Raw genomic sequence first — 16,269 nt, 5'->3', positions numbered from 1 at the left:
TCCATCAGATGCCGAGCCCGCGCTTGCGGCCGAGCGTCCAGTCAATCCCGCCGCCGGGTGTGATGGTGCCGTAGACGGTCTGACCGAGATGCTTTTCGAGCTGCGGCTTCCAAGGGACGAGTTCGAAGCCCATGCCGTCGTCCAGCATGGCGAAGCGGCCAGAGGCCAGGTCCAAGCGCTGGCGGTAGATTCCGGCGACGCCGTCGCCCTCGGCGGGCTTGCGGAACGGCAGGCCGGTCTCGGCCTCGAGTTTCGCCGCGGCTGTATCGATCTCGCGGTTGCGCAGGGTTGCGAGCAGGTCGCGGGCGAAGGTCACCCGCTTGCCCTGCCGGGTCGCGAGACCTTCGGCGACGAGATGGTCGGCGCGGCGTTCGAGTGCGGTCCGGACCTCGGCGCCGAATCCGTTGTTCGAGAGCGGTGAACGGTCTTTGGCGAGCGCCAGCCGGTCGAGCCAGGTCGCGCCGTCCGCGCTCACCTGTGGGTCGAGAACGAAGTCGGACCGTCCGACCAGAGCGAGCCGTTGGCGGCCGCCGTCCTTCGGCGACCAGCTGCGGGTCTCCACAATGCCGCCCGGTGGTGTGTCCCCCGTCGCGTCGAGATCGGCGAAGCGCACGTGATGGACACGTCCGTCGACGCCGTCGATCACGGCGTACGCCTCGCCCTTGAGTTCGTCGTGCAGACCACGCTCGACGAGGCGTCCGAGGATCGGCTCGCTTGGTATCGCTTGAATCGCGAAGTCGGACGCCGCGCGGGTCCGGCCTCCCATCGCGCGGTGCATCGTCTTGATGATGTCGCCACGGATGGCGAGGTCGCGCAGCGTTTCCTCCATGCCGGGCCTGAGCTGCCAGACCGAGGGCGCGAGCCTTTCGGCGAGGCCGAGGCGTTCGAGCGTCTGGGCGCGCCCGATCATGCGGTTCGTGAAGTCGCGATCTTCGAGACCGGGCGCGCCGGGACGCAGGTCGGCTATGGCGAGCGCATCGTCCGCATAGGCGCGCAAGGCGCGGTCAAGCCCGGTCCAGCGCTCGGCCTCCACCTCCAGGTCGAGACCGGCCGCGATCTCCTTCTCGCTGCGGGGTCCGAGTTCGAGGACGACGAGGTCCTCAGCGCGTCCGCGCAGGCCGCGCGAGATGTAGTCGCGCGAGATGACGAGGTCCTTGCCGTCGTCCGCCTTGCCGCGGACGAGGATGTGGACATGCGGGTTGTCGGTGTTCCAGTGATCGACGCCGATCCAGTCGAGCTTCGTGCCGAGGTCGCGCTCGGCCTGGGCCATGAGGTCGCGGGTGAAGGCGCGCAGATCCTCCATCTGCCCGGCGTCCTCGGGCGAGACAATGAACCGGAAATGGTGCCGGTCGTCCTCGCAGGACGCGGTGAAGTCACGTCCGTCCACCGCGTCCCGGTCGGTTGCGAACATCGCTGCGTCGCGTCCATCACGACTGACGCCCTCGCGTTTGAGATAGGCGATGTGCTTGGCAAGCGGCGCGGACCGGAAACGCTGTCCGCGATGGCGGACGATGCGCGCCTTGACGACGACCCGCCGCCCGGTGCTCGACAGGCCGCGCGCGGTCGCGGCGAAACGGCCCCGTCCGAAGGTCGAACGTCCTGCGCGGGACGATCCGCCGAACCTGTAGCCGGTGTGCCCCGCCTGGCGGGCGGCGCGCATGACCTGGCCGACGAAACTCTGCGCCTTGCGGCCCGAAGTTCCGCGATCGCGGATGCGACCGGGGCGAATGCGGATGTCGTTGTCGCGCCCGCTCATATGCTCGCCTCGGACGCGGCGGCACGGTCAAATCCACGCGAAATCAGCGTGTTGACGGTCTGTGCAGCACCGCGGATGGGGTCAGAGTGTGCAGAAAGCCGCAGTAAAACAATCACATAGCGCACATCCGTGCCGCGCCTTTTATCTCGCCCTCCCGTTGTTGTTGCACCGTCCGTCCCCGTCCTTCCTCCCGGAAGCACGCCATCGCGCGCCGGACTGCGCGGGAATGCGATCAGCGGGGTCATCGCCGATCCCCGGTTCCATGTGGCGGGAAAAGGCTGTCGGAAGCGCCCGATGTGTGCGGAGGATAAACGTCTGTGCTGCTGCCTGGATGCGTTTCGTCAGCAGCCGTCTGCCGATTAGTATGCGCGGCGAAGAGCGGCGCCGAGCGCCAGTCCACGGTCAGAAGCGCGCTCTGCTCTCGCCGTTCTGCTGCAACCGATGCGCCGAGGAACGGCGTCAGCGCCGCAACATAATCGCGGGTTTCTCGGGGCAGCGGGCGACCCGTTGCCAGGTGCTCGGCATAGCGTGTCGGTCCCGCATTGTAGGCGGCGAGGAAGCCCGGCGATCCGAAGCGGTCATGCAGTTCGCGCAGATAAGCGGCGCCCGCGAGAATGTTGTCGCGAGGATCGAACGGATCGCGCCCCAGACCGTAACGCGCGCGCAGCTCATCCCAGGTGTCGGGCATGATCTGCATCAGCCCCATCGCGCCTTTTTCGCTGACGGCGCGCACGTCGCCAGCGCTTTCCTTGCGCATGACGGCGAGGATCCAATGCGCCGGGATGCCGAATCGCTGCGCAGCTTCGGCGATATAGGCGGCATAGGAACCGCCGCCTTGTTCCGTCCTGGAGGATGCGGGTTCTGCTGATACGGCTTGAGAGACAACCACGCCGGAGAGCAGACCGCAGAGGAGGAACTTCGCCATCATCGCGCAGCGCCGAGACGGTCTAGCCGCGCTCATCGCGTTTCTCGGGGCGCTTTGCAGGGCGGTTCCAATAGAGCGCCCAATGTCCGTCTTCGGCGTCGGTCTTGAAGAGATTGGCGCGGATCGGGAATGCGAAGGTCGGGTCGTCGATCTGCAAAGAGATGTATTCGCCGGCCTTCTCGCCGGTGCGTTTCCAGCCGGCGCCGATCTCTGGTCCGTCGTGATCGCCGTGATGGATGCGATAGTCGGGCGCGTTTTCGCTGTCCGACGATGTTGCCGGAACGAGGGTGAGTTCTCGGTAGAGAATGAGCGTGTGGAGGCGTCCGGTGAAATCAGAGTCCGTGCGAGTGAATTGACCGATCTGAGCCATGGGGCAGTTCCTTTCATTTGCGGTCGGATGAGTTTGGAAGAGCGTCGGCGTCGCGATCGGCGCGCCAGACATAGCGGTCGTCGCCGTCTTCATCGGTGAGGATCGGAACGGCGCGTCCGATCACGGCGTCAGCCGGGAGTGCGCCGAAATAGCGACCGTCGAGACTGTCGGGATGGCTTGGATTCAGGAGGAAGAGTTCCGTCTTGGCGACGAAGTGGCAGCCCTGCCAAACGGGCAGCGCACGGCCGAAACGGTCACTCGGCTGGGCTTGCGCCACGCTGATGTCGTCGACAGTGACAGCGGCGCCATCACGGCAGACGCGCTGTCCGGGAAGCGCGGCGATATGCTTGATGAGCGGCACGCCTTCAGGCAGATAGCCACGCTCGACGAGATAGATCGCAAGCGATTTCGGCGGATCGACGACGACCAGATCGCCTAAGGCAAGATCGTTGTCCGACGCGACGGCGTATAGCCCGATGGGCGCGCTTGCGGACGCGTTCCAGATCAGCTTAGGGCTGACATGAACGAAGGCCAGTCCGCTGATCGCGAGCACGGAGAGATAGGTCGTCATGACGTAACCGAACCGGGTCATGACGCGCTCCCCGCCGATGTGGCGCGCTGTGTCGTTGGCGCGGGCGGACAGGTCTGGCGCAGGAGCCAGGCGCGATGTTGAGCGGATGTGTAGCCGCGCGGCTCCAGGCCTGCAGACAGCCTGTTGTGAACGTGGCGCCAATAGTCCGGCGCGGCGTCAGCTGGCTCGATGCCGAGCGCTTCGATCGCATCGGCGAATTGAAGGACCCGTTCGACCTTTGGCCAGCCGGAGAGACGCAGCAGACTGTCGCCGCCGGGTGTCACCTGCGGCACGGTCGCATAGGACTCACCCGGGCGGGGCGCACGCAGGATGTCGATCCGGCTTTCCGCCGTACCGAAATCATTTGACTGCCAGCGGACGAAGGCGAAGACAGCGCCGGGATCGAAAGCGACGATGCTGCGACTGCGGCTCTGGATCGTTGTCCGCACGATCCGGCCGAAGCGAATCCAGTGCTCGATCTGCTTCTCGATCCAGACGAGTTCGACAGTGGCGCCGCCGCTCATGAGCGGGCCTTCCGTGCATAGGCGGGCGAGATCGCTGCATGCCGCTTGGCGGGCAACACCTCGTCGCCCGTGTCGTCCGAGGTAGAGTTCTTCTCTCCGCGACTGACCCAGGCTTGCAGATCCTCGATCGCGTAGACGACGCGCCCGCCGATCTTCGAGTAGCGTGGTCCCGTGCCGTAGGTGCGATGTTTTTCGAGTGTCCGCCCCGAAAGGCCGAGAAAACGGGCCGCTTCAGGCGTTCTTAAATAGCGAGGGGGAAGTCCGGCATTGGGATCGGGCATGGGTCGCGTCTCCGGTTAGGTCCTCCCGCTGCGGGAAGCGCGGGACTGTCGGAGACGAGAAAAGCGTAAGATGCGCGCCGGGAGGGATGACGATCAGAGCGCGGCGAAAACATCACCCCCAAATGATCTGCGGTATCGGCGTTTCGCCAGGCTCGATCAGAACGGGATTTCGTCGTCCGGATCCGCGGCCGGTGACTGCCTCGAAGCTTCGATGCGTTCGATAAACGCAAGCGATGCGAGGACGCAGTCGATGATGAATTGCGCTTCCGAGATGTCGAGGAGCTCATTGTCATGGGCGAAAGAGCGCTTGTTGCGCGCCTGGTTCAGACCGTCGAAAAGTTTGTGCTGGACGCGTAGCGTTGGCAGCGCGAACTCACTGACGGCGCCTTCATCACGCAACGCCTTGCCGTATGCGCCGAATATGGCGTCGAGCGGGGTCTTTGCATCGACGGCCTGATTGCGCGAGGCGAGCAGATCGCGGAAGCGTTTGACGCAATAGGTATGCACACGGTCCAGCGCGACATCCGGTTTCTCGGCGACGAGATCGGCGGCGATGGACGCACGCAGTTTGCGAAGCGTGGTGTCGCGCGAGAAGTCTTTGAACGCGTCATCGAGGTCCAGCGCAGAAGCGTTTTCCAACTCATTGGTGAACTGTTCAAGCCAAGCCTTCAGGCGTTCTTCCTTGGCAGGATCGGGCTCCACATATCCGTCGAGTCCGCAGCGATACGCCCACAACACTCGGAGAATTTGGGCGACGAGACGCGGTTCGGCGACCTCGACGAAGCCTCGGAGTGTCTTGCCTTTGCTGGCGCCTTCGACCTGGAAGCGCTGTTGGAAAATCTGGATGTCGAAATTCTCCTCAAACCACTCGGCCATGGTTCGATCGGAGAAGTCGAGGACATAACCGCCGCCACTGTGAAAGATCTGGTCGAACACGGCTCTTTGCTGCGAAGGCAATCGACGCGTGCGTCCCATAATCTTGGGAAGGTTGGAGGTTAGTGTATGCGATGGCTGCGTCATTCGACGAACATAACGGAAACTGTTCAAATGGCACAGTTGCGTTGGTCCGGGTGTGAGTTCAGCGGTTCCTGCCCCGAAGAAGCTGCTTGTATCCGTGATCGATCATCATGCGGCCGTAGGCGGCAAGTCTTGCGATTTGCGCTTTGAGTGAACTTGTTTTCCACGGTTCGGCGGCGACGCGGTCGGCGCCGTAGAAGGCCGTAGCGACGGCGCGATAGGTTGCCCCGCTTTGTCGACCATCTACGGTGCGCAGAGCGCGTTTCAAGCGTTCTCGCCGTTGTGGCGTCAGTGGTGGATCAGCGTGATGGCTGATGAGTTGATGATACAATCGGTTGGCGGCGCCAAGCCTTACGTGCCAGTCGTCATCAATCGGCAGCAGGATGCCGATTGGCTGATCTTCGGTCGTATCGCCGACAAGAACGTCGCCAATTTGCAGCCGTATCCATGACAATCCATCGGCGCCGGTTCTGCTGTCCGTGATGGCCTCGGAGAGAATGGCGCTGCCCAGTCCGAGGTCGGGGAGAGAGGCGATCAGGTGGACCGCAGCTGGAGCTGCGGAGGGCAGCCAGAAGACAGGAGCGCTGAGCGCGTTGAGTTTGGGATCCGCTGGAAAATCGTAACCCCCAGTCGGCGGGAGCGCCGCTTCCCTCCCTCATCAGATCGTATTCTTTGCGATAGTCGGCGTTTCGCCGAAGGCATTCCCAGGCGAGTCCCGAGATTCCGAGATCATCAAAATGATCGTACTCGTGGTCATCGCGCCAATCGGTGGACATCGCGACTTCCTCCCAACAACGCGCCGAAAATTTGAACGGCGTCAGTTCCTTGGGATGTTTCAATGCAAATCTGCGGTTGCATAGTATGGTTGCAGGCATCGCGTGATGCACTGGGTGCATCGGCGAACGGTCTAAGCGGTTGGAAGACCGTTCCTTAGAAGGTCGCGGTAGCCCTGTTCAGTCATCCATCGTGCGCGGGACAGATGGCTGTCGTGAACCTGACGGGCGCGTTCCGGCTCCTGTGTAGCGTCGATACCCAGTAGAATCGAGGCGACTTCTTCCAGCGTTGCGCCAGCGTCATTGGCATCCAGAAGACGCATGTAAAGCTTCAAATGGTCACGGTCATAGACGGTCACGGCCGCGTCGTTCGGCGGTGTGTCGGCGATCGTGAACTGGCTGGCGGGCATCGGCGTCCCTACGGGTCTGGCGCTCTTATTAATGAACCGGAAACCATAATCGACGCAAGCGCCGGTCGGTTGAAATTTCCAGATCCAGCTGCGACAGGGCTGGGGGGCCTGCCCAGTTCCGCGTATTATAGTACGTCGCATTAAAATACGCGATCCGCATTTTACTGGCGGATGGATATTCGGGAAGTATTTGGCGCAAACCTGCAGTTTTTTCGAGAGAAAGCTGGCCTCAGCCAGGCCGCCCTGGCGGACAGAATGGGCGTTGACCGCGCGCATATAAGCGCGATGGAGCGCGGCCAGCAGAATGTCACCATCATTACGCTCTGGCATGTGGCCGAAGCGCTCGACGTCAAACCGGCGGCACTTCTGGACGATCATGGGAAGAGCCGAAAGGCATGATGGCTACCCCTCCCGGCTAGTCCGGGAGGGGCTACCGGGGGCGTCAATCGCCGCTCTGGCGGCGCGACCGAGACCAGATGAGGCTGTAGCTGTCTTCACCTTCGATGACGGTGTCGTCGAAGAGGTTGGCGTAGATCGGAGCGGTGAAGCTCGGATCGTCGAGCTTGAGGCTCAGATAGTCACGGCCCTCGTTCGAGCGCTTGGACCAGGCGGCGCCGATCTCGGCGCGCCCGACGAAGACGCGGTGGCTGGGTGCGTTCTCGTTCACGCGGTCCTCTTCCGGGATGATCCTTACATTCTTCGCCTGAACGCTGAGGGTGACGATTTCGCCGACGTATTCGTTGGCGGACTTCTTAAAAGTTCCGATGGTGGCCATGTCAGTTCTCCTTTTGGCTTTCGAGCCCGCGCCCGTCGCGGCCTCGATGGCGATCGACGAGGCCGGGACGACCGCCGACGCAGCCCATGCGGCCCGCAGCGCAGAGGAGGACGGCGGAGACAGAGTTTCTTGACTCGCGAGGAATGGGCGACGCCCAGGGGAAGAAAGTCCGGCGCCGCCGTTGCGGCCAAGGCGGTCGAGGCGTCAGCCGATCCCGGCCAGATCAGTCCATGAGAGGCCGCGTCGGGCGTGGGTGATGAGCTTCAAGAGAACCGTTGAAAGTCGTCAGCGATTACCGATAAACGCCGGCAACTTGTTTCGAAAGATGGTTGCTCGCATTGGGCCAAGAGATGAATGATGTCATCCGGGGAGGACAGATCGACAAGGCTGTGAATTGTCGTCGTCCGAAGCGGCGCGCTCGAACGCCCCCCCGCTGTCAGCGCACGAATTCCGCCACAGCACTCTCTGGTGAGCCCGGTGCACGCGCTGCGAATTTCAGTCAAGAAGCTGACATCTGGGGAGCAGCTGGAAAAGGGGCTATGCGGACCGGGCTACTATTGACGTTACTCGCCGGCAGTTTCGCTCGCGGCCCAGAGTCGCCGTTCGACCGGCAATTTAATGAATGACCGCTCACGAGCTGTTTATGGTTGCGGCGTTTTTGTATGGGTGCGTAATTGCGTCGAGCACCGGACAGTCCGGGGCCTTGGCGCGCGAACACCTGGATGCGGTTGCGGCGAGGACGGCTTCGATTCGCCGGAGATCCGCGATCCTCGTGCGAATATCGACAAGGTGGCGTTCCGTCCGCTCCTTGACCTCAGCACAGGTCGGCGCCGTGCCGTCTTCGAGCCCCAGCAGCCCACGAATGTCCTCCATCGAGAACCCGAGTTCGCGGGCGCGCAGGATGAAGCGTAGGCGCGTGGCGTGTGCGGCGGAATAGATCCGGTAGCCGACGGCGGTGCGCGGCGGGTCGGGCAGAAGGCCGGTCTTCTCGTAATAGCGGATCGTCTCAATGTTGCAGCCGGTCGCCCGGGCCAGGTCTCCGCGTGTGAAGCCGCTCTCGCGCTTGTGATCGGTCATGAGCAAGTTTCCTCTTGAGCCTGTAGTTGCTACAGACCTTACACCCATCGTCAATCACAGACGAGAGGTGCGCGACATGGCGCTGACAGACGACAGAATTGACAGCACTGGCGCGGATCGCCCGGCCCGAAAGGGCTGGCTCGCGGCGGGCGGGGTGCTCGGCGCATTCCTCGCTTCGGCCTGTTGCGTGGGGCCGCTGGTGCTGCTGACCCTCGGCATCTCGGGGGCCTGGATCGGCAACCTGACGGCGCTGGAGCCATACAAGCCGATCTTCGCTGTCATTGCGCTCGGCTTCATCGGGGTGGGATTCCGGCAGGTGTATTTCCGCAAGCCGACCGTCTGCGAGCCCGGTTCCTATTGCGCAAGGCCATCCTCGGCGCGGATTACCAAGACTGCGCTCTGGGCATCCCTGATCCTCGTCGTCGCCGCGCTCACCATCGACTGGTGGGCGCCGCTGCTCTACTGACCCCGAAAGGAAACCCCATGAAGAAGATCCTTGCACTAGTGCTGTTCGGCCTGACCGCCGTCGCGCCGATCACGGCCATCCCTGTTGCCGCGCAGTCCGTCGCCGCCGAGCAGACCGTGACCTTCACCGTCGACAACATGACCTGCGCACTCTGCCCCGTGACGGTGAAGCGCGCGATGGAAGGCGTCGCCGGCGTCCGTGCCGTCGAGATCGACTTCGAGGCGCGCACCGCCACGGTCATCTTCGATACTTCCACTACCAGTGCCGACGCCATAGCGACCGCGTCGGCCAATGCAGGCTACCCGGCGCGCATCGCGGGCTGACGGGATGACCGAGCAGACCGACCGCAAGCTGATCGCGACAGGTGTCGTCGGCACCGTCATCGCGGCGCTCTGCTGCTTCACGCCGGTGCTGGTCGTGCTTCTCGGCGCCGTGGGGCTGTCGGCCTGGCTGGGCTGGCTTGACTACGTTCTGCTGCCCGCGCTCGCCATTTTCGTCGGGCTGACCGTGTACGCGGTCTGGAGACGGCAGCGGCGCCAGACCACTCGAACGGATGGATGACTTGATGAAAGACGATTGCTGCGCGCCCAAGGGCGATTTCGACCTTGCCGTGATCGGCGCCGGATCGGCCGGGTTCTCGGCCGCGATCACCGCCGCGGAAGGTGGCAAACGGGTCGCGCTGATTGGGCATGGCACCATCGGCGGCACCTGCGTGAACGTGGGCTGCGTGCCGTCCAAGATGATGATCCGGGCCGCAGAAGCCCTGTACGGTGCGCAGTCGGCGCGCCGGTTCCCGGGCCTGCACGGCGAGGCGCGGGTCGCCGACTGGTCGACGCTGGTTGCGGCCAAGGACGATCTTGTCGCGACTCTGCGCCAGAAGAAGTACGCCGATCTGTTGCCGGGCTACGGCGGTGTGACCTATCTCGACGAGGGTCCAGCGCGTCTCGTCCCCGGCGGGGTCGAGGTCGGCGGGCGCAGGATCACGGCTCCCAAGGTGATCGTCGCGACCGGTGGCCGACCCGCCGTGCCCGACATCCCTGGGATCCAGGACGCACCAACGCTCGACAGCACGTCGCTGCTGGAGATGGACCGATTGCCCGAAAGCCTGATCTTCCTCGGCGGCGGCTATATCGGAGTGGAGCTGGCGCAGATGATGGCGCGGATGGGCACGCGGGTTACGATCGTCTGCCGCTCGCACCTGTTGCCGCGCACCGAGCCGGAGGTGGCGCAGGCGCTCACCGAGGTCTTGCGCGCCGAAGGTCTTGCCATCGTCGATGGCGCGACCTACCACACCGCGCGGCGCGACGGGGACCGTGCGGTGCTGACCGTGACGGTGAATGGCGCGGAGCGCGAACTGACGGCCGACCGCCTCGTCCTGACGACGGGACGCGCGCCCAACACCGAGGGGCTGGACCTCGCGGGGATGGGCGTCGAGACCGACGCATGCGGTGCGATCCGGGTTGGCGATGACATGCAGACCACGAAGGCCGGCATCTTTGCGGCGGGCGACGTCACCGACCGAGACCAGTTCGTCTACATGGCCGCCTATGGAGCCAAGCTCGCTTCCCGCAACGCCGTACTGGGCGGGGCGGAGCGCTACGACAACGCCGCGATGCCGTGGGTGGTGTTCACTGATCCGCAGGTCGCCGGCGTCGGGCTGATCGAGGCGCAGGCGCGCGCGGCGGGTCATGACGTCAAGACCAGTGTGCTGACCCTCGACAACGTGCCCCGCGCGCTCGCCGCCCGCGACACCCGCGGCCTGATCAAGCTCATCGCGGATGTCCAGACCGACCGCCTCCTTGGTGGCGTGATCATGGCGCCGGAGGGAGCCGACAGTGTCCAGACGCTCGTCCTGGCGTTGAAGTTCGGCATGACGACAAAGGCGCTCGGCGAGACGATCTTTCCCTATCTCACCACGGCCGAGGGCCTGAAGCTCGCCGCGCAGACCTTCGACATGGACGTGGCGAAACTGTCCTGTTGTGCGGGGTGATCCAAAAACGCGAGTATTGATACATCATTTAAACTGGCGACCGATCTCAGGACAATTGGGATATAGAGTGAGAAAGTTGCCACGATCGTGGCAACTCAGCGTCTGCGAACCGGTATTCAACATTGGCGCAGCGAACGATCGGAATCCGCCCTCTCGAGACTGTGGTGCTTACTGCAACGATGAACAAGGTGGGCTCGAAGTTTGAATTCGCTGCGATCTCTTCGAGCGGCTGCTTTCAAAGCGGGTGAGGTGCTTCTGGCCCTGCAAGAGACGCAATACGCACCCATGCTGTGACGCCGACAATGATCGCGCCGACAGTGGCGAAGACGAGCGTCCAAGTCTCACCTGCGCCGCCGGCTTGTGAAAGACCCTTCACTGCATGGAACCCAGCAAGACCTGCCGGCAAGGCGTAAAGTGCCCCGAGCGCAAGGCGGATAATCGGTGAGCGGATTGTAGCGAAGGCCACTTGTCCGAGAACAAGGACTATAGCGCCGCCAAGCAGCGCGACGGCGACCGTTCCGATCGGTCCCGCGCCGCTTTCAAAGGCGTAGTAGCCAGCTGTTATTGCGACGAAGAATGGAAGCGCATAGACAGCCAGGCTGAACAAGAGCCAGCATAGAAAACCAAGGCCGATAACACTCAGCAATGCGGACAGAAACATGGGCGGTCTCCTTTTGGATGGAGCGCCTCCACCAACCGCCATGGCGCTTTTCGAAGTATAGCGCAAAGCGGCGCGCGCCGGAACCTTCCGGCGCGCGCATCAAGTGATGCGTTCTATGCATCACGCTGCCTGCGCAGTGTTTTTCTTCGGTCTAAAATCGAAGAGTGGGACGCCGAGCTTCTTGGCCTTGTCGGCGAGATTGTCGGTGATCCCGGAGCCTGCAAAGAGGATGAGACCGATGGGCATCGCCTCAAGAAGCGCGTCGTTGCGCTTGAATGGCGCAGCCTTACCGTGGCGCTTCCAGTCGGGCTTGAAGACGATTTGCTGGCATTTGCGGTTATCGGCCCAGCAAGCGGCGATCTTCTCGGCGCCTTTGGGCGAACCGCCATGCAGAAGCACCATGTCGGCATGTTTGGCCTTGACCCGGTCCAGTGCCGCCCAGATGGCCCGATGGTCGGTGACGTCGAGCCCGCCGGAGAAGGCGACCCGTGGCCCGGTGGGCAGAAGCGGTTCGATCTCCGCGCGTCGCTTCGCCGACAGAAAGTCGCGGCTGTCGATCATGGCCGCTGTCAGCGTACGGTGACTGATCCGTGATCCTGAGTGCGGTCGCCAAGTCTGACCGATATGGGTTTCGAAGTGATCGGCTGCGATATCGCGCATGAGCTCGTAAGCGTTGCGCCGCTCGATCAGAGTGACGCCCTGAGCCGTCAGGGCTTCAAGTTCTACCGAGCGTACTTCCGAGCCGTCCTGTTCACGCTGTGATCGTTTCTGGGCCTGCTCGTTGTCGTCGAGGTCGCGGTCGACGCGGGCGGCTGTGCGATGGAACAGGTTCGTCAATGACCAGAGCAGGTCTTCGAGATCCGGTTCGAGACGCGTGTCTTCCAGCGTGGCGGCGAGCGCTTCGAAGATGTCGGCTATCGCACCCTGGAGGGCGTCGGCTTCGGGTAAGGGTCTCGGGTCGGGCTCGTCGGCAAAAGCCCGATAGCCATAGAGCTGCAATTCTTCGAGTACGGCCGCGGTTGCGGAGCTGGCCATTGGTTCGGTGGTCTCGGCGGTCATGGGATCGTCTCCTGTTCGGCATGGGCCGCGCCTCTCGCGGCCTTCCCGAGCGACGGGAAAGCGGGGGCTGGCCGGGACTGCACCGCCGGTCACGGCGGCCGGAGCCAAAGGTGGAGGACGGCGGAGGCGGCGCTCTTTTGTTTCGCGATGCAAAGCCGGGCCTCTATGCCCGGCGGCGGAAAAGAGTGACGCCGCAGCCGTTGCCGGCCCGGCCAGTCTCCGCTCCGTCTCGCTCCTCTCGGAAGGCCGAAGGCGAGGCTCTCGAATTAGGAGATGATCTGACGATGGCGACCAGACCAGTGACGGGCCTGCTCAGCCGCTCAGTGTTCGTCGGAAAGCAACCGCGATTGCTCGGGCTCGGCCAGTTGCTGACCCAGATGCGTCCGGAGTCCGTCCCGCCCGAGCTTGCGAAGATCTTCGTTGAAGTCGCCGCCAAAAGGGGAAAGCCGGATCGTCTCGATACCGAGTACACCTGCGCGTTCGGCCAGACTGGCGACGGCCATGGCGCCTGCCTCGTCGGCGTCGGCGGCGATATAGAGACGCTGAAGCCCGGTCGGCAGGATCAGCGCGGCGAGATGATTGGCCGACAACGCGGATATGACGGGCATGTTGGGCAACGCCATGCGCACGGAGAGCGTGCTTTCCAGCCCTTCGCCAGCAGCGAGGATGTCGCTCACAGTTCCGATCCGCACGCCATGGCCGAGCAGGTTCCCCATCGCCTTGCGTGATGGATCGAGGGGCGCCTTGCGAGCCGTCGCCGGATCGAGCCATGTGCGGTGAACGCCGGTGAGATTGCCGTTCCCGTCCGTGACCTTGGCGAGCAATGCAGGCCAGGTCTCCGGTGGGGTGTCTTGGGGCTGACCTTCTCGCCAATAGTAGCAGCACGGATGAAATCGCAGCGCTGGCGCGTCGCCAAGCCCGGAAAGACCGCGTCGATGAAGATAGCGCTCGGCGAGCGTTCCACCGACCGGTCTTCCCATGGCGAAGAGGCGCCGCGCAGCCTCCGGCGATCCTCTGGGCGCGACCACGCGTTCGCGGGTTGGCGGTTCAGGTCGTGGGAGGCTCAGGAAGATCCTCGCCTCATCAAGCGTCTCGCCGAATGTGCGAAGTTGCCGGGCGCCGGCGATGAGATCTAGCAGGTCGCCATGTTCGCCCGTGGCGGCGTCGGTCCATTTTCCGGCGGCGCCCGGACCGTGGGCTGGTCCCGTCAGGCGAACATAAAGACTGCGTCCGGGCGTGTTCTCGATGTCGCCGACGATCCAGTATCGGCCCTGCTTGCGACCGTTAGACAGGTAATGGCGGCAGACGGCCTCCGCCTCGCGGCCGAGCCGTCGTGCGATTTCGGATGCTGCGCTGTTCATTTGCGCCTCCATGCTGAGAGCAAAAAAGAAGGAGCCCGCCACATTGGGCGGGCTCCAGGGGCGGCTGCGGGAGCCGTTGGGGGGCTTGGCTCCCGGTCACTCGGCCGCAGTGGCGAAGGCGTTGCCGGTGACAGGTTCATCATCGGTGATGACGGCGGAATCGCCCATGGCCGGTTCGCCGCCGTTATCCGCCGATTGCGCTTCGCTCTCAGGGAGAGCCGGCATGCGCAGTACTTCGGGCAGCCAACCGGTCCCTTCGAGAAGCTCTTCGGCCGCCGCGATCATTTCCGGTTTCTTGAGGCTGGCGATGCGGTCGGCCGCTTCGTCGCCCTTGGCTTCGCGCACCGCTTCCAGAATGCGGGCCTTGGTGATGCGTGCCAGATAGCTCTCGCCCGTCGGCGTCCAGCCCGCACTCGCCATGTCGAGCCCGAGTGTCGTCGCCAGCAAATCGGCATGGGCGAGCGCCCGCGGGCGGCGGTTGTACGGCTCATGGACGGCGTTCACCGTCATGGCGACGCAATGCGCGAACAGCGCCTCGCGGCTGTCGTTGTCGAACCTGACCAGTGCGTCCCACAGATCTTCAGGCGCTTTCGGCAGCGCCCCTAGCCAACTCGTCGTGCGAGCGTCGATGCTGAGCGCGTAAGCCGTGTCGCCGAGACCCGGCGCCTGGGCGCCGAAACCGGCGCTGTGCGGCGTGATCTCGACGCAGCTATCCAGCGGATAGTGATAGAAGAGCCGCAGCGTCATCGCGTGCAGGGCGGCGAGGAATGCCGTCTGCGGATCGTTGGCAAGCGCGTCGCGAAGGGCGAGCGTGCGATGCGCCGTCAATTCCATGACGAGGCGGTCGGAGAGCGGCTTCAGACCATCGTCTTCCTCTTCCGCCTCGTCGCTGGCATCCGGGTTCGTAGCGTCGTCGACGTCCTCCTCGGCAGACGCGTCCATCCCATCGACCTCGTCCTGTCCGTCGGATTCGACGCAAGGTTCATCCTCGGGGCGGACATAGCCGCGCTCGACACGCAGACGGCCGTCATGGCCGATGCTGACGAAGACGCCGGCCATGGCGATTTCATCCGGTTCTAAGCGGACGGGGCGCTCCTGCAAGGCTTCCATCGCCGTTTCGATCTCGCCGAGCCGGGTGTCGATATCTTCCGGGAACTCCTCGGCGTCGGCGTACTCGTCTTCGAGCTTGTCGTATTCAGTCTTCAGCGCGTGGAAGCTCGCGATCTCGTCCTCGCTCATCGGCTCGGTCTCGCCGATGATCCGGCGCAGACCGTAGGTATGGCCGTAGGGAAAATCCGTGCCGATCTCGATCCATTTCCAGCCCTCGGCGCGGATCGCTTCCGCATCGGTTTCGAGCTTTTCATCGACGAGTTTCGCAAGCAGGCCTGCGTCCTGCAGCCATCCGCCATCGTCGGACTGGAAGAAATCGCGAAGGATGGCGCCGCCGGCCGCCTCATAGGCGCCCAGCCCGACGAACTGCGCCCGCCGGTCGGAGGCGCGCACGGCGCCTTCGGTCAGCATGCGGCGGATTTCATAGGGCTGTTTCGCGTAACTCCGTTTGATCGACTCCCAGACCTGTTCCTGGCGCTCATGGTCGGGATTGACCGTGAAGGCCATGAGCTGGTCGAGGGTCAGTTCCTCCTCGGCGTAGGCGTCGAGAAGCGACGGCGCGATAGCGGCGAGCTTGAGCCGCTGCTTGACAACATTCGCCGAGACGAAGAAGGCCGCCGCGATTTCTTCCTCGCTCTTGCCTTTTTCGCGCATTGCCTGGAAGGCGCGGAACTGGTCGAGCGGATGAAGCGGCGCACGCTGAACATTCTCGGCGAGACTGTCTTCTTCGGCGAGGCCGTCCGTGCGCACGATACAGGGCACGGGCGCTGTGCGGTTCAGCCGCTTCTGCTTGACCAGAAGTTCGAGCGCCCGGTAGCGGCGTCCGCCGGCCGGGATCTCGAACATGCCGGTTTCCGCGTCGGCCTCATCCAGCACCGGCCGGACGGTGATCGAGGACAGAAGCGTGCGCCGGGCGATGTCCTCGGCGAGCTCCTCGATCGAGACGCCAGCCTTGATGCGCCGGACATTGGACTGGCTCAGCACCAGCTTGTTGAAGGGGATGTCGCGCGAGGCGCTGAGGGTGATCTTCTGAGACTTGGTCATGTCAGTTCTCCGCGACGGGCTGGCCGAAAGCCTCTCTCTCGACCTCCAAACCCGTCACGAAAAACCCGGCCCGCCTCTTCCTCTTGAGGAAGCGACGGA

General features: G+C 63.9%; 24 protein-coding genes. 7 read left to right on the top strand and 17 right to left on the bottom strand.

Annotated elements, in window-relative coordinates; translation table 11 throughout:
- Positions 1-4: 4 nt before the first annotated feature.
- The 9 genes from PKE71_RS06320 to PKE71_RS06280 form a co-directional block, all read right to left on the bottom strand.
- Positions 5-1,756: a relaxase/mobilization nuclease domain-containing protein gene (locus PKE71_RS06320; RefSeq protein ID WP_271186103.1), complete on the bottom strand. Its 1,752-nt coding sequence runs from the start codon at positions 1,754-1,756 to the stop codon at positions 5-7.
- Positions 1,753-2,001, bottom strand: coding sequence for a hypothetical protein (locus PKE71_RS06315; protein WP_271186102.1), 249 nt, complete (start codon positions 1,999-2,001; stop codon positions 1,753-1,755). Before PKE71_RS06315 ends, PKE71_RS06320 begins: the two co-directional genes overlap by 4 nt.
- On the bottom strand, positions 1,998-2,684 hold the full coding sequence (locus PKE71_RS06310) for a lytic transglycosylase domain-containing protein (RefSeq protein ID WP_271186101.1): 687 nt from the start codon (positions 2,682-2,684) through the stop codon (positions 1,998-2,000). The genes PKE71_RS06315 and PKE71_RS06310 overlap by 4 nt, the downstream gene beginning before the upstream one ends.
- A gap of 19 nt (positions 2,685-2,703) precedes the next feature.
- Entirely contained in the window at positions 2,704-3,051 is a 348-nt protein-coding gene (locus tag PKE71_RS06305; protein ID WP_271186100.1) for a DUF736 domain-containing protein, read from the bottom strand.
- Between the two features lie 13 nt (positions 3,052-3,064).
- Complete coding sequence (locus PKE71_RS06300) at positions 3,065-3,643, bottom strand: S26 family signal peptidase (protein ID WP_271186099.1); 579 nt, start codon at positions 3,641-3,643, stop codon at positions 3,065-3,067.
- Positions 3,640-4,146, bottom strand: a complete 507-nt coding sequence (locus PKE71_RS06295; RefSeq protein WP_271186098.1) for a DUF2840 domain-containing protein — start codon at positions 4,144-4,146, stop codon at positions 3,640-3,642. The genes PKE71_RS06300 and PKE71_RS06295 overlap by 4 nt, the downstream gene beginning before the upstream one ends.
- Positions 4,143-4,427 (bottom strand): helix-turn-helix transcriptional regulator, encoded by a 285-nt coding sequence (locus tag PKE71_RS06290; protein WP_034766571.1) that lies wholly within the window; start codon positions 4,425-4,427, stop codon positions 4,143-4,145. The genes PKE71_RS06295 and PKE71_RS06290 overlap by 4 nt, the downstream gene beginning before the upstream one ends.
- A 156-nt stretch (positions 4,428-4,583) precedes the next feature.
- Positions 4,584-5,363: a hypothetical protein gene (locus PKE71_RS06285; RefSeq protein WP_271186097.1), complete on the bottom strand. Its 780-nt coding sequence runs from the start codon at positions 5,361-5,363 to the stop codon at positions 4,584-4,586.
- Between the two features lie 142 nt (positions 5,364-5,505).
- Positions 5,506-5,775 (bottom strand): DUF2285 domain-containing protein, encoded by a 270-nt coding sequence (locus PKE71_RS06280; protein WP_271186506.1) that lies wholly within the window; start codon positions 5,773-5,775, stop codon positions 5,506-5,508.
- Between PKE71_RS06280 and PKE71_RS06275 the strand changes: the two genes are divergently transcribed.
- Positions 5,677-5,895 (top strand): hypothetical protein, encoded by a 219-nt coding sequence (locus tag PKE71_RS06275; protein WP_271186511.1) that lies wholly within the window; start codon positions 5,677-5,679, stop codon positions 5,893-5,895. The genes PKE71_RS06280 and PKE71_RS06275 overlap by 99 nt on opposite strands.
- Here the strand turns inward: PKE71_RS06275 and PKE71_RS17625 are convergent.
- Entirely contained in the window at positions 5,813-6,220 is a 408-nt protein-coding gene (locus tag PKE71_RS17625; protein WP_370337555.1) for a transcriptional regulator domain-containing protein, read from the bottom strand. The genes PKE71_RS06275 and PKE71_RS17625 overlap by 83 nt on opposite strands.
- Positions 6,221-6,351: 131 nt before the next feature.
- Positions 6,352-6,627 (bottom strand): DNA -binding domain-containing protein, encoded by a 276-nt coding sequence (locus PKE71_RS06270; RefSeq protein ID WP_271186096.1) that lies wholly within the window; start codon positions 6,625-6,627, stop codon positions 6,352-6,354.
- A gap of 171 nt (positions 6,628-6,798) precedes the next feature.
- Here PKE71_RS06270 and PKE71_RS06265 point away from each other — a divergent pair, with 171 nt between their 5' ends.
- On the top strand, positions 6,799-7,026 hold the full coding sequence (locus PKE71_RS06265) for a helix-turn-helix domain-containing protein (RefSeq protein ID WP_271186095.1): 228 nt from the start codon (positions 6,799-6,801) through the stop codon (positions 7,024-7,026).
- Between the two features lie 43 nt (positions 7,027-7,069).
- Here PKE71_RS06265 and PKE71_RS06260 read toward each other — a convergent pair whose 3' ends face one another.
- The gene (locus tag PKE71_RS06260) at positions 7,070-7,402 is read right to left on the bottom strand and encodes a DUF736 domain-containing protein (protein WP_065383358.1); all 333 of its coding nucleotides are present in this window, start codon (positions 7,400-7,402) and stop codon (positions 7,070-7,072) included.
- On the opposite strand from PKE71_RS06260, the gene PKE71_RS06255 reads away from it, so the two are divergent.
- Entirely contained in the window at positions 7,401-7,535 is a 135-nt protein-coding gene (locus PKE71_RS06255) for a hypothetical protein (RefSeq protein ID WP_255360663.1), read from the top strand. The two genes, PKE71_RS06260 and PKE71_RS06255, sit on opposite strands and share 2 nt — an antisense overlap.
- A 497-nt stretch (positions 7,536-8,032) precedes the next feature.
- Here the strand turns inward: PKE71_RS06255 and PKE71_RS06250 are convergent, their stop codons facing one another.
- Positions 8,033-8,479, bottom strand: coding sequence for a MerR family transcriptional regulator (locus PKE71_RS06250; protein WP_065383359.1), 447 nt, complete (start codon positions 8,477-8,479; stop codon positions 8,033-8,035).
- A gap of 76 nt (positions 8,480-8,555) precedes the next feature.
- On the opposite strand from PKE71_RS06250, the gene PKE71_RS06245 reads away from it, so the two are divergent.
- The 4 genes from PKE71_RS06245 to merA are packed head-to-tail and all read left to right on the top strand — an operon-like array spanning position 8,556 to position 10,935.
- Positions 8,556-8,945 (top strand): mercuric transporter MerT family protein, encoded by a 390-nt coding sequence (locus PKE71_RS06245; RefSeq protein WP_065383360.1) that lies wholly within the window; start codon positions 8,556-8,558, stop codon positions 8,943-8,945.
- A gap of 17 nt (positions 8,946-8,962) precedes the next feature.
- The gene (locus PKE71_RS06240; protein WP_065383361.1) at positions 8,963-9,268 is read left to right on the top strand and encodes a heavy-metal-associated domain-containing protein; all 306 of its coding nucleotides are present in this window, start codon (positions 8,963-8,965) and stop codon (positions 9,266-9,268) included.
- Positions 9,269-9,272: 4 nt separating this feature from the next.
- Positions 9,273-9,506 carry a mercury resistance system transport protein MerF gene (gene merF, locus PKE71_RS06235; RefSeq protein WP_139069000.1) on the top strand — a complete coding sequence of 78 codons (234 nt, stop codon included), beginning with the start codon at positions 9,273-9,275 and terminating at the stop codon, positions 9,504-9,506.
- 4 nt (positions 9,507-9,510) lie between these two features.
- The gene (gene merA / locus PKE71_RS06230) at positions 9,511-10,935 is read left to right on the top strand and encodes a mercury(II) reductase (RefSeq protein ID WP_271186094.1); all 1,425 of its coding nucleotides are present in this window, start codon (positions 9,511-9,513) and stop codon (positions 10,933-10,935) included.
- 235 nt (positions 10,936-11,170) lie between these two features.
- On the opposite strand, the gene PKE71_RS06225 is transcribed toward merA, so the two are convergent.
- The 4 genes from PKE71_RS06225 to PKE71_RS06210 all read right to left on the bottom strand — a co-directional run bounded on the left by PKE71_RS06225 (position 11,171) and on the right by PKE71_RS06210 (position 16,170).
- Positions 11,171-11,596: a hypothetical protein gene (locus PKE71_RS06225; RefSeq protein ID WP_065382895.1), complete on the bottom strand. Its 426-nt coding sequence runs from the start codon at positions 11,594-11,596 to the stop codon at positions 11,171-11,173.
- Positions 11,597-11,716: 120 nt separating this feature from the next.
- On the bottom strand, positions 11,717-12,655 hold the full coding sequence (locus tag PKE71_RS06220) for a DUF2493 domain-containing protein (RefSeq protein WP_065382896.1): 939 nt from the start codon (positions 12,653-12,655) through the stop codon (positions 11,717-11,719).
- 320 nt (positions 12,656-12,975) lie between these two features.
- Positions 12,976-14,016 carry a DUF7146 domain-containing protein gene (locus tag PKE71_RS06215; protein WP_065382707.1) on the bottom strand — a complete coding sequence of 347 codons (1,041 nt, stop codon included), beginning with the start codon at positions 14,014-14,016 and terminating at the stop codon, positions 12,976-12,978.
- A gap of 96 nt (positions 14,017-14,112) precedes the next feature.
- Positions 14,113-16,170, bottom strand: a complete 2,058-nt coding sequence (locus PKE71_RS06210; RefSeq protein WP_065382762.1) for a ParB/RepB/Spo0J family partition protein — start codon at positions 16,168-16,170, stop codon at positions 14,113-14,115.
- Positions 16,171-16,269: the final 99 nt, after the last annotated feature.

It is taken from the genome of Maricaulis virginensis, from assembly GCF_027922185.1.
GTDB classification, from domain to species: domain Bacteria; phylum Pseudomonadota; class Alphaproteobacteria; order Caulobacterales; family Maricaulaceae; genus Maricaulis; species Maricaulis virginensis.
This window is presented reverse-complemented; position numbering and strand designations above follow the sequence as displayed.